Raw genomic sequence first — 21192 nt, forward strand, 5'->3', positions numbered from 1 at the left:
TCAAAAAAATTCGATACTGGTTTCGACGGGCTTCTGCGGAGCGGCGGGACGCTGCTCGAGAGCGACGGTTCTCTGCGTTTCGGCGCCGGTCAAGGGGTATTGCCGGGCACGACCGGAGACCGGCCAATATTCAAGCTTGCGTCCATGCTCTCCGCCGGTCGAGGAACCGACCACTGGAATGCCTTCATCCCTCAGGAACTGCACGGCGAAGGCCGCGTTCTGCTCACCGACATTGGAGAATGTCGAGATCGTCTTCGCGCCGCCGAAGATCTTTGCCTCCAGCCGGTCGCGCCGGGCGCCCTGCTTCAGGAGACCGTTGATCAGCAGTTCCATCAGATGCACGCCGTACCGCGTGGCATCGCCGCCTGATGTCGGCGACGTCGCCGAACCGGGCAGCAGAAAGTGGTTCATGCCGCCGACACCGGCGACAGGATCTCTGAGGCATGCAGCCACGCACGAACCGAGAATGGTCGAGAGGACCGCATTCGGATCGTTCAGAACCTTATACTCGCCCTGAATGATGTGCACGCGGCGGGCTGCCCCCTCAGTGATCATTTCAGGGCTCCAAACACGGCTTCGATGGCCGCTTTCATCTTCTCGATCGTGAACGGCTTGGCGAGCACGTTGTTTGCGCCGAGCTGGGCCGCCTTCTGCACCAGTGCGCGATCGCCCTGGGCGGTCAGGATGATGAAGGCCGCCTTCTTGGTGTTGGGGTTGGTGCGCACCGCCTGAAGGAAGCCGATGCCATCCATCTTCGGCATGTTGAAGTCCGAGATCACCAGGTGGTGCGGCTGCTCGGCCATGATCTTCATGCCCTGCTCACCGTCGCCGGCCGACGTGATCTGCTTGAAACCGAGCTGGGTCAGCGCGTCGCTGAGCAGCAACCGGCTCGTTACCTGATCATCAACGATCAGTACTTTGATTTTCTCCGCGAGCGACATTTATTCGGTCCCTTCCTTTCGGGCGGCTGTCATTTTCAATATTTCTTCACCGATGGCAGACAGCGGCAGCTGCTGCTCAACGGCGCCAAGTTCGTGAGCAACCCTTGGCATTCCGTAAACGACACAGGTTTTTTCGTTCTGGCCGAGCGTTCTGGCGCCGGCGTGGCGCATTTTCAACAATCCGGCAGCGCCATCGCGGCCCATTCCGGTCAAAATCACGCCGACAGCGTTGCGGCCCGCCAGTTCCGCGACCGAATCGAACAGCACGTCCACGGAAGGGCGGTGACCGTTGACCGGCGCGCGGTCAATGAGACGGCAGCACGGCGCCGAGGCGCCGCTGACCTGCAGGTGCCGCTCGCCGCCGGGCGCCAGATAGATCTTGCCGATTTCGAGCCGGGCGCCGTCGGTCGCTTCCTGCACCACCGGCGCACAGAGGCGGTTCAGCCTTTCGGCGAAGCTCTTGGTGAAGGTCGGCGGCATATGCTGGGTGATGACGGTTGGCGGGCAATTCGCCGGAAATTTCTGCAGCACGGCAATGAGTGCCTCGACGCCGCCGGTCGACGAGCCGATCGCGACGATCTTGCGGCCGACGCGGAAATCGGCGACCGAGGGTGGTGGCACGGCGGCAACAGGCTGGGAATACTGGCGTTGCGTGCGCGCGGCGGCCTTGACCTTCTCGGCGAGGTCGCCGAAAGGCCTGAGTTCGCCCGGCGCCGGCTTGCCGACGCAGTCGAACGCGCCGATCTCCAGCGCCGCAAGCGTCGCCTCGGCGCCGCGATGAGTCATCGTGGATACCATGATCACCGGCATCGGACGCAGCGTCATGATCTTTTCGAGGAAATCGAGGCCGTTCATGTTCGGCATCTCGATGTCGAGCGTCAGGACGTCGGGGTTCAGCCGCTTGATCGCCTCGCGCGCTTCCAGCGCGTCGCCGGCCTGGCCGATGACGTTGACCTCGGGATCGGAACTCAAGACGGCGGTGATCAGCCCCCGCATCGTCGGCGAGTCGTCAACAACGAGAACCCTTGCCGGAGCGCTCATGCCTTCCTCCCGAGACCTTTGGCCGTATAGCGATAGGTCGTGATCCCGATATTGTCGAAGACGTGTTTTGCCTCGCCCGAAACACGCTCGGAATGGCCGATATAGAGATGCCCGCCCTCCGGCAGCAGGCCGGCGAAACGCTGCCAGATCTTCATCTGCGTCGGCTCGTCGAAATAGATGACGACGTTGCGGCAGAAGATGACGTCGAACTTGCCCTTGAACGGCCATTGCGCCATCAGGTTCAGCTCGTTGTAGGTGATCAGCCGCTTCACGCGGTCGTCGACCTGGAACTTCCTGCGGCCCTGCACCTCGACTTCGCTGAACCATTGCTTGCGCATGGCGGGCGATACGGTTTCTAGCGCGCTCTCGTCATAGGCGCCGGCCCGGGCGATCGCGAGGATCTTCGGATCGATGTCGGTTGCCAGGATCTTGAAGTCGTAATCCGCGACATTCGGCATCAGCGACAGCACCGTCAGCGCGATCGAATAGGGTTCCTGCCCGTCGGAGGAGGCGGCCGACCAGATGCGCACCCTGCCGCCCGATCTCGCCCGCTGCAGAAGCTCCGGCAGGACATGGTCGCGCAGATGGTCGAAATGGTGGTTTTCGCGGAAGAAACGGGTAAAATTGGTCGTCAGATGCGAAAGCATCTCGCGGCGCGGCGCAGCACCCGCCGGCGAAGCGACGAGGTCGCAATATTCCCGGAAGCCGGACAGGCCGAGATTGCGGATATGCTTCGACAGGCGCGAATAGACGAGCGACGCCTTCGTCTCGTTGAGGAAGATGCCGGCATCCGAATAGATCATCGCGGCGATCTCGGTGAGGTCGCGGCGCGTCAGCGGATATTCTCCGCTCGCCAGGACCTCGTCGGATCCCTGCCTTTGATCTCTTGCGCCCATTACACTCATGCGGCTTCGCTTTCGGTCTCTGGAAAGAGGGATTCGAGTTCGATCAGGCAGATCATGCGCTTCTCGATGGCGAGAACGCCGCGGGCAAATTGACGCTCGAGTTCGGAGGAGATCTCGGGCGTCGGCTGGATGGTTTCGTCGGTCACCGTCAGGATATCGGAAACGGCATCGACCAGCAGGCCGACGACCTTGCGCCGGACCTGGGCGACGATGATGACATGACGGGCAGTCGGATCGGCCGGCTTCATGCCGAGCCGGGCCGCAAGATCGATGATCGGCAACACCGCGCCGCGCAGGTTGATGACACCCAGCATATAGCCAGGCGAGTGCGGCATGGCGGTCGCCGGGGTCCAGCCGCGGATTTCGCGAACCGACATGATGTTCACGCAAAATTCCTGATCCCCGATGCGGAACGCGATCAGCTCGCGATCCCCCTCGTTCAGATTTTTTACAGTGTACGACATTCCCTTATCCCACCGCTGCTAACGACATTTCCGCTTTGAGCGACTGGCCGCGCGAGGCGCCGACGACCGCGTCGACATCGAGGATGAGAGCGACGCGCCCGTCACCGAGGATGGTGGCGGCGGCAATGCCCGGCACATGGGTGTAGTTCGCTTCCAGGCTCTTGATGACCACCTGGCGCTGCCCCTGGATGGCATCGACCATCAGGGCGCGCTGGCCGCCGCCTTCGGATTCCACCAGAAGCGCCACGCCCTCGACCGGATTGGCCTGGGTGGCGCGGAAGTTCAGGATGCGGCCGACATCGACCAGCGGGCAGAAGCTGTTGCGGATCGAGATCAGCCGGTGGTTCGCACCGAAGGAGTGGATCGCGGCCGCTTCCGGCTGCAGGGTTTCGACGATCGCCGTCAGCGGCACGACCAGCGTCTGGCCGGCGACGGTGACCACCATGCCGTCGAGGACGGCGAGCGTCAGCGGCAGGCTCATGGTGAAGACCGAGCCGTGACCCGGCTTCGAGGTGATGTTGATACGGCCGCCGAGCGCCTGGATCGAACGCTTGACGACGTCCATGCCGACGCCGCGGCCGGAGATGTCGGAGATCTTGTCGGCCGTCGAGAAGCCCGGCAGGAAGATCAGATTGTCGATTTCTTCGTCCGACAGGTTGGAATCGGCCGGGATAAGGTCGTTGTCGATCGCCTTCTGGCGGACCTTCTCGCGGTTGATGCCGGCGCCGTCGTCGGCAAGCTCGATCAGGATGCGTCCCGAACGATGCTTGGCGGTCAAGCGGACCGTACCCTCGGTGTTCTTGCCGGCGGCTGCACGCTTTTCGGGCGTTTCGATGCCGTGGTCGACGGCATTGCGGATCATGTGGGTCAGCGGTTCGGCGAGCTTGTCGATGACCGTCTTGTCGACTTCGGTGTTTTCACCCTCGGTGATCAGGCGGATCGACTTGCCGGTCATGTCGGCGATTTCGCGAACGATACGCGACATGCGCTGGAAGACCGGCTTCACCGGCTGCGCGCGGATGGCCATGACCGAGTCCTGGATCTCGCGGGTGAGCTGCTGCAGCTCCTCGAGGCCCATATTGATCGAGGAGGTGCCGGTCGTGTCATTCTCGATGACGCTCTGCGACAGCATCGCCTGGTTGATGACCAATTCGCCGACGAGGTTGATGAGGCGGTCGACACGGTCGAGATCGACGCGGATCGTCTGGCCGGCGCCGGCGGCATTGTTCTGGGCGGCGGCACTTGCTGCTGCCGCTGCGGCGGCTGCCGATTCCTTCTTCTCGACGCGGGCGGCGACAATCTGCGTGACGTTGGAGGCAGTCTCGGCGGCGGCAACGGCTGCGGCCGTCTCCTCGGCCCGCGCGTCTGAGGCGGAAACCTCTTCCATTGCGCCCGTTTCGTCCAGGATCGACAGATCGAAGGGAACCGGCACCATCGGCAGTTCGTCATTGCTGGTCGCGTCGGCCCTTGCTTCTTCGACCGGCTTGACCGTCAGTTCGCAATCCCACTCGGCGAATTCGAAGACAGTGCGAATGGCGTCCTCGCCCTTGTCCGTCTTGATCGTGACGTTCCAGAAGAAATAAGCGCCTTCCGGATCGAGTTCATCGAGGCCCGGCAGATCATCCGTATTGCAATAGATCGTCATTTCACCCAGGCGCGAGAGATCACGCAGCAGCAGGGTGGCGTCATTGCCCTTGGAATAGAGTTCGTAGCGCGGCTTGAAGATGACTTCATAGGTCGGCATGCCGCCCGCATCGTCTTCGCCGCCAAAGTCGTCGAAGGAAAAGGGGACCGGCTGGAAGCCGCTGTCGTCAGTCGGCGTGGGGGTCGGCGCCGGAGCGGCCGGAGCAGCCTTTGCGGCGGCCTTCGGCGCAGGCGCCTCGGCTGACGCAGAGGGAGACGGCAATTCGCCGTTGGCCAGCGCCTCGAGCTCCTTGACGAGGCCGCGGCTGCGGCTTTCATCGACGCTGCCGCCGTCGCGCGCAGCATTCGTCAGGTCGGCGAGCACGTCGGCCGACTTCAGCATCACCTTCAGGACGTCCTGGTTCGGCTCAAGCTTGTTGGATCGAACGCAATCGAGAGTGGTCTCGAAGACATGGGCGAAGGCAACCAGATCGTCAAGGCCGAAGGCGCCGGCGCCACCCTTGATCGAATGCACCGCACGGAACACCGCATTGACGGTTTCCGGATCGCGATCGCCATCATTCAATTTCAGAAGACCGGATTCCAACTCGGCGAGCTGTTCCTCGCACTCCTGGAAAAAGATCTCTTTGATTTCGTTCATATCCATAGGAGCAAATCCTGGGTTTAAGCGGTTACACGCTCAATGGCATCGATCAGCTTGGCCGGGTCGAAAGGCTTGACGATCCAGCCCGTGGCACCGGCCTGGCGGGCGCGGTTCTTCTTTTCCGCGTCGCTTTCGGTGGTCAGGACCAGGATCGGGATCGCCCGATATTTCTCGTTGCGGCGGACACCTTCGATGAAGCCGAAACCGTCGAGGCGCGGCATGTTGATGTCGGTCACGATGACGTCAGGATTGGACTCTTCGAGGATCTCGAGGCCCTCGATGCCGTCTTCCGCCTGGATCGTCTCGAAGCCGGCATTGTTCAGCGTCACGAGAAGCATGTTTCGGATAGTGCGGGAATCATCCACGGTCAGCACTTTTTTCTTCATTGCCGAATCTCCTTGGCAAGCAGGTGGTCAATATTGACGCCAACCAGCTGCATGGTTTTCTGAAATGCGTCGGACACCTTGGAGAAGGTGAACGGCTGCTTGTCCTGCTCCCAGGTCTTCTCGGCGGACATCAGAACCTGGGCGCAAAGAGCACCGATCCGTTCGACGCCGGAAGCGTCTATCGAAAGACCGCTACCCCTGAGAGAGAGGAGTTTATCGCGCAAGGCGGAAGCCTCGTTGAGGTCGAGCACCGCTGTCAAATCCAACGTCTTGCCACTCTTCTTTGCTGCCATCAGCTTTTCCTTGTCCCCTTGTCCCCGGCCCGAAAAGACGAGCTGAGGCAATCATCCGATAGGTTAGTAAACATTCCGCCCACCTCCGACGCTTGCGAAGGCTTGCGGAAGGCCAAAATCGTCATTTTCGTATTCGTCCACGACAGGTGCCGGGCGGGTAGCGCCCTCAAGAGCGCGCGGCGACGTCACGCGCACCGGCGCCGGGCGCCGGGCAGTGTCGTTTTCCCGGGCAATGCGGAATTCGCGAATGGTCTGGCCGAGCTCGAGAATGACGGTGTGGAGGTGGTCGGCGCCCTCGGCCGAGCGCTCCGCAAGGCCGGCGCTATCGGCCACCTCGCCACCCAGGCCCTTGACGTCTGATGTCACGCTGTCGAGGCTTGCGGCATGTTCGCCGGTTCGGGTGGCGATGCCTGATATGGCGGCGTTGATGTCGGTGACCTGACGCACGATGCTGCCGATCGAATCCTGTGTGCGGCCGACCATCTGCACGCCGGCGTCGACCTGCGCCTTGGTCGTCGTCACCAGGGTCTTGATCTCGCGGGCGGCTTCGGCCGAACGCTGGGCAAGGGCGCGGACTTCCTGGGCGACGACGGCAAAGCCGCGGCCGGAATCGCCGGCGCGAGCGGCCTCGATGCCGGCATTCAGCGCCAGAAGATTGGTCTGGAAGGCGATCTCGTCGATCGCGCCGATGATCTGGCCGATCTTTTCGGCCGAATGCTCGATATCGGCCATGGCGCTAATCGCGCGGCCGACGACCTCGCCGCTTTCCTCGATGGCGGCGCGCGTCGAGGCGGCCGCCTGTTCAGCAGCGCGGCTGTCGGCAGCACCGTTGCGGACACTGCCGGCGATGCCGGCAAGGGCAGCGGCAGAAAGCTGCAACCGGTCGGCCTGGGCGGAAGCCGTGCCGGCGAACTGCCGCGACAGGCCGGCAAGCGAGCCTGTCGCCGCTTCGGCCTTGGCCGTGCGCTCGGTAATAGTGGTGAACTCGGCCTGGAGGCCGTCCAACGCGCCGTTCAGCGCGACGGCGATGCCGCCATAGGCGCCGTCGCCGTCGACCGGCGCGCGGCGCGTCAGGTCGCGTGCGGAGAGGCTTTCGATGACATCGCCGAAGATCCTGATGATCTCTGCCTCGTTGTCGGCGCGCTGGTCGGCGAGCGCGCGGCTCTGGGCGGCGCGCAGCGCATTGAAGCGGAGCGAGACAGCAATTTCCACATCGACCATGACGATGCGGATGATCGCCGTCATCAGATCGGAGATTTCGCGGGTGCGGCGCTTGGCCGACGGCAGCAGCGGACGACCGGCAATCTGCTCGGCGAGGCCGGAAACGACATGCTCCAGCATGACGCCATGGCCGGCCACGTGCCAGCGCGGGTCGAGGCCCATCTTGCTTTCGGTATCGGAGAGAACCTTGACGCGCTCAGCATAGAGACTGTCGAACCGTGCATCGGTCAGCACGTCCCAATGCGAGGACTGCAGATCGTGCAGGCGCTCGACCTGGCGCTCGCTCTCGAAATTGCGCGAGGCGTCGGGGAATGACTGGAACCTGTGGAAGAGATCCCGGAGACCTGCCTTCAGATGCGCTTCGAGCGCCGGCCGGTTACGGCGCACCAGCTCGCACTGCTCGGCATCGAGACCGGCAAAGCGCAGGCGGTCGCGCAAGCTGCCTGCCTGCGCTCCACGAGCCTGATCTGATGGCATATCCTGCCTCAACACCTGTCCCCAACCACTTTCCGGACGAAGGCCCGGCCAAAAACTTGCGCAGCATCCGTTGAACGCGAAGCGTTAAGACGGTCCTCGCCACCGGTTACAACCGGCGGATCGAACCCCCCTGATCAGCCATGTTTCGGAGCTGCCTGAAGAGATGGATACCGGATCAACCCGGTACGGCGGGACGGCGTCATGCCTGGTGGGAACGAGTGCATCTTCCCATTCCGACGTGTACATCAATGTTTATGGTTAATTCCTTGCTTGAAGGTTAATAACCCTTTTGGAGGACAGGCTTTTGAAGCAATTCAAGGCCGTTCACAGCAAATACTGTTGCGGAGTTGCATGGCTGCTACAAGGCACACGCAAGCTCCGTGTTATATGCCGGTCGATAACCAAGACATGACGTCGACAAGGACAGAGCAATGATTGTTCTCGGATTGGGTGCCTGCTTGATTGCAATGACGCTGCTTGCAGCCGTCGCCCGCCTCGATTCCCTCGCCGCAAACCGCGATATCCGCGCCCTTCGAGTGTTCTAAAGCGCGTCGCGATCTTTCAGATACGCTCCGCGCTTTAGCTCTTTGTTTTGCGCAAGTCGTTATCACAAAACCGCTGCACACTTTTGCGCGACATGCTTTAGACCCACCCTTCCCCGTTGGCAGTCCGGCACCTTTGGTGTATCGCACTCGCGCCTTTCATGTCAGCGGAACTATCGGTTCATGTCCCCCAGATCTGGTCTCCTCATCGTTCTTGGCTTCACGCTCTGGCGCGTCGTCACGCTCAATTTCGATGCGACGGACCTTTTCGTCGATGAGGCGCAGTACTGGTTCTGGTCGCAGAATCTCGATCTCGGCTATTATTCCAAGCCGCCAATGATTGCCTGGGTGATCCGGGCGATGACCGAGCTTTCCGGCTCCAACGCCATCTATTGGATCAGGCTGCTCGGACCGCTGATCCACATGGCAGCAGCACTGGTGCTGATGAAGACGGCAAAACGTTTCGTCGGGCCGGAGATCGAAGGCTGGACGGGCGCCACCTACATCACGCTCCCGGGTGTGGCGCTTTCTTCGGTGTTCTTCTCGACCGACGTGATCCTGCTGTTCTTCATCGCGATCGCCTTGCTTGCCTATTTCGGCTTGACGCAGCGGCGCTCGGTCGGGCTGGCGCTGGTCATGGGCCTTGGCGTCGGCCTCGCCTTTCTGACAAAATATGCCGTGCTGTTCGTCGTTCCGGGCGGCGCGATTGCCCTCCTCCTCATTCCGGCGGCGCGCATCGCCATTCGCGATTTCATCATCGCGGTCGCGGTCGCGGCGGTCGTCGCTCTGCCGAATCTCTGGTGGAACCTGCAGCACGACAACACCACGGTGCGGCATACCCAGGATATCGCCCACTGGAGCGAGCTCGGCATCAATCTCCGTCCCGGGCTTGAATTCTTCGCCGCCCAGTTCGGCGTCGTCGGACCGATCATCTTCTTCGCAATGCTCTGGGCGGTCTACCGAATGGCCAAGGGCAGGAGCGATGACCGGGAAAAGATGCTGGTCTGGCTGTCGATGCCGGTGGTGCTGCTCATCACGCTGCAGGCAACGGTCGCCAAGGCTTACGCGAACTGGGCGGTGACCGCCTATGTCGCAGGCACCATCCTTGCCGTCTGGCTGCTTTATCGGATGTGGCCGAAGGGGCTCAGGCTGTCGCTGACCATCAACGGCATTGCCAGCCTGCTCTTTCCGCTGGCGACGATCTTTCCGCATCAGTTGCTGCTGCCGAACGGCGACGCGCTGATGAAGCGCTATCTCGGCCGCGCCGAGGTCAGCCGCGAGGCCGCCGCACTCGCAGCTCAAGCCGGCACCGATATCATCGTCACCGACAATCGCGATATGGTCGCCGATCTTTTCTATACGCTCCGCGATGCATCCTACAGGATCTATGCGCGGGCGCCCGCCGGCCTGCCGGAAAGCTATTACGAGCAGGAATTCGCTCTGCCCGCCGGCATCACCGGCAAGGTGCTGTTCCTGACGGACGGGGGCCTCACCTGCGCCACCGAGACGCCGGAAGTGCTGAAGAACTGGCAGCCGACGGAGGGCAATTACAAGGGCAAGACGCTTTCCATCTACAAGGTCTCTGCCGCCTGCCTGGCACCCTGAGCGTGTTCAGCCTGCCCGACAACAGCGCCAAACCTCTTTTCAGAGGTGCGACGCAGTAACACTTTGAATGGCTGCATGATTTTATGCAGTGGGCAGGCAGAGGCCGGTGCCCGCCCCTTCGATCTCCACGAATTTGACGCCGCCTTCCTCGAAGGCGAGGCGCAGTTGCGCCTCCGTCGCGCGATGGATGTCGTGGTGCCGGCCCTCGTAATCACGGATGGTGCTGCGCGAAACGGCGGCCCTTTCGGCAAGGTCGGTCTGGGTCCAGTCGAGCAGGCCGCGCGCCGCGCGGCAGAGAGCGGGAGTGAGAATTGTTTCCCTTGCGCCTTGACCCATGATTTCAAGTTGCCCATATTGGTCGATATAGACCATATATGTCATATTGCGAACGGGATTTCCAGATCGGGAGACACGGATGCCACACGATACGCCCTTGATTTCGACAATCGTGGCCGCATCGCCGAGCAGGCACGCAGCGTCAATCCATCGATCCTCATCGTCGCCCGCGCCCATTCCGACGCGGAGGTCGATGAGCTGAAGCAATATGGCGCCGACGCAGTCATCATGGGCGAGCGTGAAATCGCGCTTGGCATGGTTGACCGGCTCGCCCAAGTGCATCATGAGAGTGTGCCCTATGAAGACGGGCATGGGCCTGATACAATTATGCCGACGGATGACCCTCCGCCGGAAAGAGAATGAGAGATTGGCGCGCTTTTGAGCCGATACGGGAGTGACATCGCCGGGACGGAGAAGATGGAGCTGGACCAGCGCCGTCTGACGGGCCGTATCGCGGCTTCCCTCCTCGTCGCCGTCCTTGCCTATCTCGGCCTGCTTTTCGGCGGCAATCTGGTGATCTCGCCGGTCGCCGCCGCCAATACGCTTTCCTCTTCCGATCGGGATTCGCATCCGCCGCAGCTGACTGCGCGCGATGCCGTGCGCGGGTTGCTTGCCACTGAACGCAAGCTTGCGCCGAAGCAGGCGGCGCATGACGCCGGACCGCTTGCCCTGGCCGCCGCCCCGGCTGCCGATTTTTCCGGCTGGACCATGGCCGCGCCTTTTCCGGCACTCGAAGCTTTGCTTCATGCCGCAGTCTCCAGGACCCATCAACCGCGCGCACCGCCGGTTGCTGCCTGACGCTTGCGCCGATCGGCGCTTCCGACCATTGACGACATGCCGCCAGCGCCCGAGCGCCGGCCCTCGATATCAAGGAATACAACATGCGTACTTCACCATGGCTGGTGCTCACCTATACGGTGATCATCCTACTCGGCCTATTGATCGCCCTGCCGAACGTCCTGCCGCAATCCGTCCTCCAGCGCGTGCCGGCATGGCTGCCGCATGAGCAAGTGTCGCTCGGCCTCGACCTTCGCGGCGGTTCGCACCTCGTTCTGGAAGTCGACGAAGCCGACCTTACCAAGGAGCGGCTGCAATCGCTGCTTCAGGACGCGCGCCGCGTGCTGCGCGAGAAGGGCATCCAGCCGAAAGCCGTGGTCCGCAGCCAGAACCAGATCGTCGTGACGCTTGCCGATGCCGCGCAGAGCGATGCTGCCGTCACCGAACTCAAGACGCTTGCCAACCCGATCAGCACCGGCCTCAGCGCCGGCCAGGCGGATCTTGATGTCACGGCGAACGGAGCGACCATTACCGTCGGCTTCTCGCGGGCCGGCATCTCCGCCAATGTCGACAACGCCGTCCAGCAGAGCCTTGAAGTCATCCGCCAGCGTGTCGACCAGGTCGGCGTTTCCGAGCCGACCATTCAGCGCATCGGCGCCAACCGCGTGCTCGTCCAGCTTCCGGGCGCGCAGGATCCGTCGCGCCTGCGCGAACTTCTCGGCTCCACCGCCAAGATGTCGTTCCACATGCTGTCGCCGAACAATGCGCCCGGACCCGGTGTGACCATGCTGAACGATGATGAGGGCAGGTCCTATCCGATTCTCGACCGCGTCGAAATCTCCGGCGACCGCCTTTCGGATGCCCGCGTCAGCTTCGATCCGAATACGCGTGAGCCGATTGTCAGCTTCCGCTTCGACAGCGCCGGCGCCACCCGCTTTGCCGAGATCACCCGCCAGAACGTCGGCAATCCCTTCGCCATCGTCCTCGACAACAAGGTGCTGAGCGCGCCCGTCATCCGCGAGCCGATCACCGGCGGCTCGGGCCAGATCTCCGGTAGTTTCTCGGCCGACAGCGCCACGACGCTGGCCGCCATGCTGCGCGCCGGCGCCCTGCCCGCCAAGCTGACAGTTATCGAAGAGCGCACCGTCGGAGCCGATCTTGGCGCCGACGCCATCAAGATGGGCATTTATTCCGGCATCGTCGGCTTTGCTCTCGTCGCGCTCTTCATCTTCGTGCTCTACGGAACCTGGGGTTTCCTGGCGAATATCGCGCTGTTGATCCACACGATCCTGACCTTCTCGGCGCTGACGCTGGTTGGTGCGACACTGACGCTGCCGGGCATTGCCGGTGTCGTTCTTGGCATCGGCCTTGCGGTCGACGCCAACGTTCTCATCAACGAGCGCATCCGCGAGGAAACGCGCAAGGGCAAGAGCGCCTTCGCCGCCATCGATACCGGCTTCCGCCGCGCCTATTCGACCATCATCGACGGCAACATGACGGCGCTGATCGCCGCGGCCATCCTGTTCTGGTTCGGCTCCGGGCCGGTTCGCGGCTTTGCCGTGACCATGGCGCTCGGCCTGATCATCTCGATGTTCACCTCGGTCGCCTTCGTGCGTGTCGCGATGATCGAGATCACCCGCCGCCAGAAACTCAAAGTGCTGAATATCCGGCCGCTAATCCCGTTCAGCCCCTATGACAAGCACATCGAGTTCATGAAGGCCCGCTTCTTCGGCGTCACCGTCTCGGCGCTGCTGTCGATTGCCTCCGTCGTGCTCTTCATTCATCCCGGTCTCAACTACGGCGTCGATTTCCGCGGCGGCATCCAGATGGCCGTCAAGACCCAGGGCACGGCCGATCTTGCGAAGTTCCGCGAAGGTCTTGATAGTCTCGGCCTCGGCGAAATCACGCTGCAGTCCTTCGGCGACAACAATAGCATTCTCGTTCGCGCCCAGCGACAGGAAGGCGGCGAAGAAGCGCAGACCGCGGCGGTGACCAAGCTGAAGGCCGAAGTCACCAAGATCGATCCAACCGCCACCGTCGAAGGCACCGACGTCATCGGTCCGAAGGTCAGCGGCGAGCTTGCCTGGGCCGGTATCCTGTCGGTGGTGATCGCAAGCTTTGCGATGCTCATCTACATCTGGGTGCGGTTCGAATGGCCGTTTGCCGTCGGCGCCATCGTCACGCTGGTGCTCGACGTCACCAAGGCGATCGGCTTCTTCGCGATCACCGGCCTCGACTTCAACCTAACAGCGATCGCCGCCATCCTGACGCTTGTCGGCTATTCGGTGAACGACAAGGTCGTCGTCTATGACCGCATGCGCGAAAACATGCGGCTCTATAAGTCGATGCCGCTGCGCGAGATCATCGACAAGTCGATCAACGAGACCCTGGCGCGAAGCCTTTACACCAATGCGACGGCCTTCCTCGCGCTGGTGCCGATGGCGATCTGGGGCGGCAGCGCGGTCTCGAGCTTCGCGATCCCGATGGTCTTCGGCATTCTGGTGGCCGGCGCCTCGTCGATCTTCATCGCGGCACCCATCCTGCTCTTCCTCGGCGACTGGCGCCGCCGCCATGCCAAGGCGGCACCGGCAACAGATGAGGCAGTCGAGATCATTCCGCCGGAACAGGGTCGCCCGCGCAAATCCGCGAGCTAAAATCCCGTTAACACATCCTTAATAGGGCGCCGGTTGCAGAGCCGGCGCCCTCTTTCTATTGTCGGCTACTGCATTATTTGCCATTTCAAGGAGTTACAGCGTCCTTCGCGCGCCCGAAAAGATGCGCCGCGCTGTAGAAAGATCGGGGAAACCGTCAGATGTCATCTTACCCGACGAAACCCACTTTTGCCGGAGACAGCGAGGAGCGCATCAAGCGTTTTCTCGCGACCGCTTCGCACGACCTGCAATCGCCGCTCCGCCATATCGCCATGTATGCCGAGCTACTGCTCGACGATCTCGAGGAAACGCTCGACGGCGAACAGCTTCAGAGCCTGCGGATGATCATGGAAAAGGCGCAGACGGCGCAGCGCCTCACCAAGGCATTGATGAGCCTTGCCGGTGGCACACCCCAGGTGACGCCTGAAGAGGTCGATCTGCAGGCGCTCGCCGAAAATGTCTGGGGCGAACTGACCGACGAGACGGCGGTCGGCGAGGCGACGCTCGAAAGCAACGGCCTGCCCTCCATCCGGACCGACCCTGCCCTCTTCGGCCTGGTGCTGCGGCACTTGCTGACGAATGCCCTCATTTATCGCAGCGAAGCGGCGCCGCATGTGGCCATTGCCGCGGAGCGCGAGGGAACGGACTGGTTCTTCCGGATTTCCGACAATGGGGCGGGCATCGATCCCGCCTACCGGGAGCGGATATTCGAGCCTTTCTGGAAATTGCCGAAGCCGGGAACGGTCCAGGGCGCCGGTCTCGGATTGACCACGGCGCGGGAGTTTCTGACGGCGCTCGGCGGCGATATCAGCCTCGAACATTCGGATGAAAGCGGCAGTCGCTTCATCATCCGCCTTCCGATTGCCTGAGATCAGATGCTGTAATCGTCCTTCCAGAAATCCGGGACGTCATAGGTCACATATTCGCGGATGATGTGCTGCAGCGTCTGGGCATCGATTTCGTCCTTGCCGATGCGGAAATCGACGCCGTAATCCGGGAATTCCTGGAAATAGCCGCCCGATATATCGGTCGAGACGACGCCAATGGGACCAGTATAACCGATGCCGCGCAGCTCCGGCACCGTGTCGCGGAAATCGGCATTGGGCAAAAGGCGATTGTCGAGCAGGATGAGATCGAAGCGCGCCGCGCGGATCTTTTCCAGCGCGTCACCGATCGATTGCGAATATTCAACCTCGACGGCCGGCTCGGAGAGATCGGCGATCTTCTTCTTGAGCGCGCGGAATTCAATGAATTCGTCGTCGACAAAGAGGACCTTTACGACATTCCTTCGGCTCGTTTCGGTGATCATCGTCTCATTTCCCCAATCCGAAACCAACTTCACGAAACCAAACCATTCCTCAAGGCGATCGCCACCATATGAACGCGGTTCACAGCGTCAAGTTTGCGCGCGGCCGCGGTGATGTGCGAATTGACCGTATGTTCGGAAAGACCGAGAATGATCGCGATTTCCGCCGATGTCTTGCCTTCGCTCGTCCATTTGACGATTTCCGATTCGCGCTGGGTCAGCCGTCCGGACATTTCCGGCGTCAGGATTTCCTCGTAGAGCTTGTCGAAAATACGCATGGCGTCGAGAAGCATGTCGGCGATCTCACTCTGATCCGGCTCCTGGCGCTCGCCGCTGAGGACGAGGCAATATCGCCGCCCTTCCGGCGTGAAAAGCGGGATGAAGAGAAAGACGCCGCTCAGGAACTCGTTGAAAACAAGATCGGACGGATAATCTGCCGGCTGTGCGTTCCGGCCATGGACCGGCGTTGCCAGGAACTGGGCGGTCTTCGCCCGGACGGTGCCCAGCGCTTCCTTCAACGTGGTGATGAAAAGGCCGACACGCCGCTCGGCAACATTGGTGATGACGATATCACGTTCACCGAAAGGGGCCGAAGCCTCGGAAATGCGGGCCAGCGCGAAATTGTCGAAGTTGTAATGCTGCGCCGCCGATTTCAGCAGACGGAAAAAATCGGTGCGGTTGATCGCCCGGCTTAGTTCCGGTCCGGCATGAAAGGGAATTGCCGGGGCATTGTTCATTCCCACTCTTCCTCTCCTCCCCCCATGCCTCCAATCCCGAAATCTTGGGATATACGTCTTAAACGCGAAGAGCTACAAAAATTGCGAGACGGTTGATGAGAGATATCGAAAACGGGGACTTTCGATATGTAAGGCGGAAATCATCAATTATCTCAAACGACAGGTGATGCACGGGCAGATTTTACTGAGGGGCAGTAGCTCTTACCTGGGTATCGTATTCTTCCTGCATTCAACATCCATGAATGCGAGAAGGCAGTGCCAGACGTAAGCGCGAGAGAGCCGATAGACCTATTCAGCTAAGGGGTTGGCTGATGTTCGTGGCGGCGAACGCGGGTTGATCGGTTCTCTCAGCGCTTATTTTGCGTTCTATATTCTTCGCTTCGGTTGCATCTTGTGATGCGTCCTCGCCCTTGTCAATTGCGGTTTGTCAAATGGTTGGGACGAGTGAGGAGGAATAGGGCATGCGGCTTTCGCCGTTTTCTACATGTCAAGATTGAGAATGACCGTGGCAAGGTCAAGTGGCTTTTCCAGATAGAAATCGGCGCCGGCATCGAGTGAGCGCGCGCGGTCCTCGGCAGCATCCGATCCGCTGCAGATAGCAAGCCGCATCGCCTTGAAACGATCATCCAGGCGCAACCGAGTGATCAGGCCGATGCCGCTATCGAGCGGCATGTAGAGATCGGCGACCAGCAGATCAGGCGAGGTGTTGCCTTCCGCCGCGCGCGTCTCCAGTGCCTCCAGTGCCATTTCGGCGGTCGAAAAACAGAATAGATCGACGTCTATCTGCTGCTTTTTGCTCATATAGTCGACATAGAAGAGGTCATCCTTGCTGTCGTCGACATAAAATAGGGTGGTCATCCAGCACCGTGATTTGGATATTGTTCGAATGAACCTCGCTGTCCTTCGACATCACGATACCGCGGTTCCACTATTCGATATACCTCATCGCAGATCACTTCGCAAAAAGCACGGCGCCGCCCTGCCTTGCCTATTGAGTATTCCTCGATTTCGGAAAAGATGGCCGCGCAAACCGAAGGAGGACACACGGGTGCAGGATCAGGGCAACGTGGACCTGCAGGACCAGCCAAGGCGGCACTACCGAGCCTTTGCGATTGCCGTCGGCTGCCTGATGTTTCTTCTCGGCGTGACGGCGCTTACCGGCTGGCTGCTGCAGGTCGAGATTGTCATTTCGCTGGTTCCCGGCTTTCCGTCGATGGCCTTCAATACCGCGCTCTGCTTCGTGCTTTCCGGCGTGGGGCTTGCCGCTTCGACACTCGCCGCGCGCCGTTTTCGAGCAACGGCGGCGATCACGGCAGGGCTTGCGGCGGCGATCGCCGCCGCCCGGCTCGTGGAAATCGTCATGATCGGGCGGACTTTTCATAATGTCGACGTGTTGATCTCGCGCTTCCTGGTTTCGCCGGATTTCATCGCCGAGATCGGCGGCGGCATGGGGCCGAACACGGCGCTGGTCTTCCTGATCGCCAATCTCTCGCTGCTGCTCTCGCTCCAGGTGGAGAGGTCGAGAAGCCAGGTGGTGCAGGAATTGACGAGCTATGTCGTTATCACGCTCGGCATGATCGCACTGGCCGGCTATGTCACCGATGCCGAACAGGGCTACCGCTGGGGGCCCTATGCGGCGATGGCGCTGCATACGGCGGTCGGCATGGTGATCTTCGGCTCCGGGCTTCTCGCCCGCTCCTGGTGGATGCAGCCGGCAAACCGGGCGCAGATCCCACTCTGGATCCCGGCTGCGGTCTGCTTCACCGGCCTTCTCGTCGATCTCTATACACCGCTGGGTGTCGCCAACGGCATTCTCTATGTACCGCTGGTGCTGACGGCGCTCTGGTTCGGCAACAGAAATGCGCCGCTTTTCTTCGCCTTTGCCTGTACCGTGCTCCTGATGCTCGGCTTCTTCGCCGTCAAGCACGACGAGGCCGGTTTCTGGCAGGAGATCGCCAACCGCACCATTACGGCTGCGACGCTTTGGCTGATCGCGCTCCTCGTCTTCTATTTCATGCGCAACAACTATAACCTCGAGACCGAGCGCGTCCGCTTCGGCGCGCTGGTGCGCGGCACGCCTGATGCCGTCGTCGTCATCGACGAGCGTGGAACGATCAAGAATTTCAATCCGGCGGCTGAAAGCATGTTCGGCTACGCCCCGCAGGAAACGATCGGCCGGAACATCAAGATGCTGATGCCCGAACCCTACCATTCCGAGCACGACGGCTATCTCGCCCATTACCGGCAGACCGGCGAGGAGCGCATCATCGGCACGACGCGCACGGTCTCCGGACGACGCAAGAACGGCATCGTCTTTCCGATCGATGTTTCCATCAGCGCCGTCGTCACCGGCCATACGAAAACCTTCGTCGGTATCGTGCGCGACATCAGCGAGCGCGTCCGGCAGGAAGAACGGATGAAAACGACGCTTTCCCAGCTGGAGGCCTATACGGCCGAGCTCGAGCGCAGCAACCACGACCTCGATGAATTCGCCTATATCGCCTCGCATGATCTCAAGGAACCGCTGCGCGGCCTGCACAACCACTCCCGCTTCCTGTTGGAGGATTATGAAGACAAGCTCGATGCGGACGGCGTGCGCCGGCTGAACCGGCTCGTGCGTCTCAGCCAGCGCATGGAAAAGCTCGTCAACGAGCTTCTCTATTTCTCCCGGCTCGGACGCCAGCAGCTGGCGGTCAAACGCACCGATATCGGCCTGATCGTCAAGGATGTCGTCGCGACGATGGAGTTGCTGCTGGAGGAACGGCACGCCAAGGTCATCATCGACGGCCGGCTGCCGGAGGTGGTTTGCGACGCGCCACGGCTGACCGAAGTGTTCCGCAATCTCATCACCAATGCGATCAAATACAACGACAAACCGGCGCCACTCGTCTCGATCGGCTATCTTGACCGGTTCGTCGGCAAGGACGGCACGGTTGCCCGCAACGTGTTTTTCGTTAAGGATAACGGCAAGGGCATTCCGCAGGAATTCCACGAGGATATTTTCCGCATTTTCAAACGGCTGGAAAAGTCCCAGGATTCCGACGACGGGACCGGAGCAGGCCTCACCTTCGTTCGCAAGATCATCGGGCGGCACAATGGCGATATCTGGCTGGAATCCGAGGTCGGCACCGGCACGACATTCTACTTCACTCTGGGAAAAAAGCGCGAGGGGCAGAATGCAGCAGCGTGATACGCAACCGATCCTGATCGTCGAGGACAGCGAAGACGATTTCGAAGCGACGATGCGCGCCTTCAAGCGCACCAACCTGCGCAACTCGATCCGCTGGGCAGCCTCCGGTCAGGAAGCGCTCGACATGCTCGCCGAGATGGTGCCGAAACCGGGGCTGATCCTGCTCGACCTCAACATGCCGGGCCTTGACGGCCGCAAGACGCTGGAGGCGATCAAGTCGAACGCCGGCTTGCGCAAGATCCCGGTGGTGATCCTCACGACCTCCGACGACGAACGTGACATCGAAGGCTGCTATGCACTCGGCGCCAATACCTATGTGCAGAAGCCGGTGGATCTCGACGGGCTCTTCGCCGCGATCCAGCGGCTGAAGGAATACTGGTTCGAAATCGCGATCCTGCCACTCGAGGACTGACAGATTGGCGGAACACTGCTCCATTCTCATCATCGACGACAACATCGACGATCTCGAGGTCTATCGCCGCATATTGGGCCGCGTTTCCAGCACTGCCTATACCGTCGTGGAGGCGGAAACGGGCGAAGAGGGTCGTGCGTTGAACGGCCGGAAACGGCCGGACTGCATCCTGCTCGACTATTCGCTGCCGGGGCGCGACGGGCTCGGCGTTCTTGCCGATATCCTGGAGGATGATCCCGCCGCCAACGTCATCATGCTGACCGGCCAGGGCAACGAAACCGTGGCCGTCGAGGTGATGAAGAGCGGGGCACGCGACTATCTGACGAAGGATGCGCTTTCGCCCGAGACACTGCATCGCTGCATTCAGAACGCCATCATGCACGGCATGCTGGAAGCGAAGCTGGAGCAGAAGCGGCAATCGCTTGAGATCTTCACCCGCGCCATGGCTCATGATTTGAAGGAGCCGCTCCGGACGATCAAATCCTTCAGCCGCATCCTGCACGGTTCTGCAGCGCTTCCGGCCGAAGACCGGGAATTGCTCGATTACGTGCTCAGCGCCGCCGACCATATGGAAGATCTGATCGTCAAAGTCTCGGGCTTCACCAAGCTCGAGGCCTCCGGCGGGCTGGAGCTCAAGCCGGTCTCGCTCTCTAATGTGCTCGACCAGGTGGAGGACAATCTGCGCCAGCAGACCGAAAGCCGCGGCGCCGTCATCATCCGCGGGGCGCTGCCGGAGGTCATGGGCGATGCGACGCTGTTGACCCAGCTCCTGCAGAACCTGGTGTCGAATGCCATCCGCTATTGCGAGCAGAAGGTTCCGGAGATCAGCATCACAGGCGAAGCGCAGGGCGATACCTGTCGCCTCACCGTGCGTGACAACGGGCCCGGCATCGACCCCGAGCACCGCGAACTGATCTTCCAGCCGTTCAAGCGTCTCGTCGGGCGTGGCATCGAAGGCACCGGGCTCGGCCTTGCCATCTGCCGCCGCATCGCGCAGATGCATGGCGGCTCGATCTGGTGCGAGGCGGAAAATGGACCCGGCGCCACCTTCAGTCTCGAAGTGCCGCTCGCCGAGGCGAGGCCCGTGCCATCAGCCGCATCGGCCGTGCCGCACAGCACAAGGCCCGCGGAGCAGCCAGGCGAGTGTTCGGGCAGGCTCGCCGAAGTGCTGCTGGTCGAAGACAGCCCGGCCGACATCCAGCTTCTGAAGATCAAGCTGATGCGGCGGGACAAGGTCAATTTCAACCTGCATGTCGCCACCAACGGACGCGAGGCGATGCGCCTGCTCGACGAACGCGCCAGCATCGCCGATGTGCCGCAGATCGACCTGATGCTGCTCGACATCAACATGCCGATCATGGACGGCTTCGAGGTGCTGCATGCGCTTTCCGTCGATGCCCGCCTCAGGCGAATTCCCGTCTGCATCCTCAGCACATCGAGCGACGAGACCGACATGCGCCGGGCCAAAAATCTCGGCGCGCGCGCCTATATGGTCAAGCCGCCGACCCTGCAGCAATTGGAAGAGGCGCTCGAAGATGTCGAACATTTGGAGTTGTTGCAGCGCGGCGATTCGCTTGCGCTTTGTGCGGAACAAAATTAAGCGATGGTCATTGGCAACGGT

The 21192-nt window shown here is 61.4% G+C and carries 20 protein-coding genes and 1 pseudogene; 8 read left to right on the plus strand and 13 right to left on the minus strand.

Translation table 11 applies throughout. From position 1 onward, the window contains the following. From cheD to RWJ89_RS15075, 9 genes are all read right to left on the minus strand, one after another. Complete coding sequence (cheD, locus tag RWJ89_RS15035) at positions 1-555, minus strand: chemoreceptor glutamine deamidase CheD (protein WP_003545509.1); 555 nt, start codon at positions 553-555, stop codon at positions 1-3. Further along, entirely contained in the window at positions 552-941 is a 390-nt protein-coding gene (locus RWJ89_RS15040; protein ID WP_003545503.1) for a response regulator, read from the minus strand. The genes cheD and RWJ89_RS15040 overlap by 4 nt, the downstream gene beginning before the upstream one ends. Further along, positions 942-1982 (minus strand): protein-glutamate O-methylesterase CheB, encoded by a 1041-nt coding sequence (gene cheB / locus RWJ89_RS15045; RefSeq protein WP_064248882.1) that lies wholly within the window; start codon positions 1980-1982, stop codon positions 942-944. Beyond that, positions 1979-2887 carry a protein-glutamate O-methyltransferase CheR gene (gene cheR, locus RWJ89_RS15050; protein WP_168304739.1) on the minus strand — a complete coding sequence of 303 codons (909 nt, stop codon included), beginning with the start codon at positions 2885-2887 and terminating at the stop codon, positions 1979-1981. Before cheR ends, cheB begins: the two co-directional genes overlap by 4 nt. Continuing rightward, positions 2884-3351, minus strand: a complete 468-nt coding sequence (locus tag RWJ89_RS15055) for a chemotaxis protein CheW (protein ID WP_003545496.1) — start codon at positions 3349-3351, stop codon at positions 2884-2886. Before RWJ89_RS15055 ends, cheR begins: the two co-directional genes overlap by 4 nt. A gap of 4 nt (positions 3352-3355) precedes the next feature. Beyond that, positions 3356-5641 carry a chemotaxis protein CheA gene (locus tag RWJ89_RS15060; protein ID WP_131664708.1) on the minus strand — a complete coding sequence of 762 codons (2286 nt, stop codon included), beginning with the start codon at positions 5639-5641 and terminating at the stop codon, positions 3356-3358. Between the two features lie 17 nt (positions 5642-5658). Further along, positions 5659-6024 (minus strand): chemotaxis response regulator CheY1, encoded by a 366-nt coding sequence (gene cheY1 / locus RWJ89_RS15065; RefSeq protein ID WP_017958972.1) that lies wholly within the window; start codon positions 6022-6024, stop codon positions 5659-5661. Beyond that, complete coding sequence (locus tag RWJ89_RS15070) at positions 6021-6317, minus strand: STAS domain-containing protein (protein ID WP_003545491.1); 297 nt, start codon at positions 6315-6317, stop codon at positions 6021-6023. Before RWJ89_RS15070 ends, cheY1 begins: the two co-directional genes overlap by 4 nt. A 63-nt stretch (positions 6318-6380) precedes the next feature. Next, a complete protein-coding gene (locus RWJ89_RS15075) occupies positions 6381-8015 on the minus strand; it encodes a globin-coupled sensor protein (protein ID WP_316031080.1) in 1635 nt (544 codons plus the stop codon). 725 nt (positions 8016-8740) lie between these two features. Here RWJ89_RS15075 and RWJ89_RS15080 point away from each other — a divergent pair. Then, positions 8741-10162: an ArnT family glycosyltransferase gene (locus RWJ89_RS15080; RefSeq protein WP_168283526.1), complete on the plus strand. Its 1422-nt coding sequence runs from the start codon at positions 8741-8743 to the stop codon at positions 10160-10162. A gap of 81 nt (positions 10163-10243) precedes the next feature. Here the strand turns inward: RWJ89_RS15080 and RWJ89_RS15085 are convergent, their stop codons facing one another. Then, positions 10244-10543 (minus strand): helix-turn-helix transcriptional regulator, encoded by a 300-nt coding sequence (locus RWJ89_RS15085; RefSeq protein ID WP_017990271.1) that lies wholly within the window; start codon positions 10541-10543, stop codon positions 10244-10246. 72 nt (positions 10544-10615) lie between these two features. On the opposite strand from RWJ89_RS15085, the pseudogene RWJ89_RS15090 reads away from it, so the two are divergent. The 4 genes and pseudogenes from RWJ89_RS15090 to RWJ89_RS15105 form a co-directional block, all read left to right on the plus strand. Further along, positions 10616-10861, plus strand: a pseudogene (locus tag RWJ89_RS15090) (NAD-binding protein); the annotation flags it as partial. A 54-nt stretch (positions 10862-10915) separates the two neighbouring features. After that, the gene (locus tag RWJ89_RS15095; protein WP_221947287.1) at positions 10916-11296 is read left to right on the plus strand and encodes a hypothetical protein; all 381 of its coding nucleotides are present in this window, start codon (positions 10916-10918) and stop codon (positions 11294-11296) included. A gap of 83 nt (positions 11297-11379) precedes the next feature. Beyond that, complete coding sequence (secD, locus tag RWJ89_RS15100; protein ID WP_316031081.1) at positions 11380-13929, plus strand: protein translocase subunit SecD; 2550 nt, start codon at positions 11380-11382, stop codon at positions 13927-13929. A 158-nt stretch (positions 13930-14087) separates the two neighbouring features. Then, positions 14088-14795 carry a sensor histidine kinase gene (locus tag RWJ89_RS15105; RefSeq protein WP_168269036.1) on the plus strand — a complete coding sequence of 236 codons (708 nt, stop codon included), beginning with the start codon at positions 14088-14090 and terminating at the stop codon, positions 14793-14795. A gap of 2 nt (positions 14796-14797) precedes the next feature. Here RWJ89_RS15105 and RWJ89_RS15110 read toward each other — a convergent pair whose 3' ends face one another. The 3 genes from RWJ89_RS15110 to RWJ89_RS15120 all read right to left on the minus strand — a co-directional run bounded on the left by RWJ89_RS15110 (position 14798) and on the right by RWJ89_RS15120 (position 16827). Beyond that, entirely contained in the window at positions 14798-15235 is a 438-nt protein-coding gene (locus RWJ89_RS15110) for a response regulator (RefSeq protein WP_222010026.1), read from the minus strand. Between the two features lie 29 nt (positions 15236-15264). Further along, positions 15265-15969, minus strand: a complete 705-nt coding sequence (locus RWJ89_RS15115) for a response regulator transcription factor (protein ID WP_168329795.1) — start codon at positions 15967-15969, stop codon at positions 15265-15267. 480 nt (positions 15970-16449) lie between these two features. Then, positions 16450-16827, minus strand: a complete 378-nt coding sequence (locus RWJ89_RS15120; protein ID WP_316031082.1) for a response regulator — start codon at positions 16825-16827, stop codon at positions 16450-16452. A 28-nt stretch (positions 16828-16855) separates the two neighbouring features. On the opposite strand from RWJ89_RS15120, the gene RWJ89_RS15125 reads away from it, so the two are divergent. Genes RWJ89_RS15125 through RWJ89_RS15135 form a run of 3 tightly spaced genes read left to right on the plus strand, consistent with a single transcriptional unit; the run spans position 16856 to position 21171 of the window. Further along, positions 16856-19159: a sensor histidine kinase gene (locus RWJ89_RS15125; RefSeq protein WP_206105899.1), complete on the plus strand. Its 2304-nt coding sequence runs from the start codon at positions 16856-16858 to the stop codon at positions 19157-19159. Then, positions 19146-19571: a response regulator gene (locus RWJ89_RS15130; protein ID WP_017958959.1), complete on the plus strand. Its 426-nt coding sequence runs from the start codon at positions 19146-19148 to the stop codon at positions 19569-19571. The genes RWJ89_RS15125 and RWJ89_RS15130 overlap by 14 nt, the downstream gene beginning before the upstream one ends. Positions 19572-19575: 4 nt before the next feature. Continuing rightward, on the plus strand, positions 19576-21171 hold the full coding sequence (locus tag RWJ89_RS15135; protein WP_316031083.1) for a response regulator: 1596 nt from the start codon (positions 19576-19578) through the stop codon (positions 21169-21171). Positions 21172-21192: the final 21 nt, after the last annotated feature.

The organism is Rhizobium sp. 10PS4 (genome assembly GCF_032464805.1).
Taxonomy (GTDB): Bacteria; Pseudomonadota; Alphaproteobacteria; order Rhizobiales; family Rhizobiaceae; genus Rhizobium; species Rhizobium laguerreae.

Bases quoted from the DNA above. Each gene is read 5' to 3' on its own strand.
- RWJ89_RS15070 (WP_003545491.1), bottom strand. From the start codon at position 6,317: ATGGCAGCAAAGAAGAGTGGCAAGACGTTGGATTTGACAGCGGTGCTC.
- cheR (WP_168304739.1), bottom strand. From the start codon at position 2,887: ATGAGTGTAATGGGCGCAAGAGATCAAAGGCAGGGATCCGACGAGGTC.
- RWJ89_RS15055 (WP_003545496.1), bottom strand. From the start codon at position 3,351: ATGTCGTACACTGTAAAAAATCTGAACGAGGGGGATCGCGAGCTGATC.
- RWJ89_RS15075 (WP_316031080.1), bottom strand. From the start codon at position 8,015: ATGCCATCAGATCAGGCTCGTGGAGCGCAGGCAGGCAGCTTGCGCGAC.
- RWJ89_RS15125 (WP_206105899.1), top strand. From the start codon at position 16,856: ATGAACCTCGCTGTCCTTCGACATCACGATACCGCGGTTCCACTATTC.
- secD (WP_316031081.1), top strand. From the start codon at position 11,380: ATGCGTACTTCACCATGGCTGGTGCTCACCTATACGGTGATCATCCTA.
- RWJ89_RS15040 (WP_003545503.1), bottom strand. From the start codon at position 941: ATGTCGCTCGCGGAGAAAATCAAAGTACTGATCGTTGATGATCAGGTA.
- cheD (WP_003545509.1), bottom strand. From the start codon at position 555: ATGATCACTGAGGGGGCAGCCCGCCGCGTGCACATCATTCAGGGCGAG.
- RWJ89_RS15105 (WP_168269036.1), top strand. From the start codon at position 14,088: ATGTCATCTTACCCGACGAAACCCACTTTTGCCGGAGACAGCGAGGAG.
- RWJ89_RS15120 (WP_316031082.1), bottom strand. From the start codon at position 16,827: ATGACCACCCTATTTTATGTCGACGACAGCAAGGATGACCTCTTCTAT.
- RWJ89_RS15095 (WP_221947287.1), top strand. From the start codon at position 10,916: ATGGAGCTGGACCAGCGCCGTCTGACGGGCCGTATCGCGGCTTCCCTC.
- cheY1 (WP_017958972.1), bottom strand. From the start codon at position 6,024: ATGAAGAAAAAAGTGCTGACCGTGGATGATTCCCGCACTATCCGAAAC.
- RWJ89_RS15115 (WP_168329795.1), bottom strand. From the start codon at position 15,969: ATGAACAATGCCCCGGCAATTCCCTTTCATGCCGGACCGGAACTAAGC.
- cheB (WP_064248882.1), bottom strand. From the start codon at position 1,982: ATGAGCGCTCCGGCAAGGGTTCTCGTTGTTGACGACTCGCCGACGATG.
- RWJ89_RS15085 (WP_017990271.1), bottom strand. From the start codon at position 10,543: ATGACATATATGGTCTATATCGACCAATATGGGCAACTTGAAATCATG.
- RWJ89_RS15080 (WP_168283526.1), top strand. From the start codon at position 8,741: ATGTCCCCCAGATCTGGTCTCCTCATCGTTCTTGGCTTCACGCTCTGG.
- RWJ89_RS15130 (WP_017958959.1), top strand. From the start codon at position 19,146: ATGCAGCAGCGTGATACGCAACCGATCCTGATCGTCGAGGACAGCGAA.
- RWJ89_RS15110 (WP_222010026.1), bottom strand. From the start codon at position 15,235: ATGATCACCGAAACGAGCCGAAGGAATGTCGTAAAGGTCCTCTTTGTC.
- RWJ89_RS15060 (WP_131664708.1), bottom strand. From the start codon at position 5,641: ATGGATATGAACGAAATCAAAGAGATCTTTTTCCAGGAGTGCGAGGAA.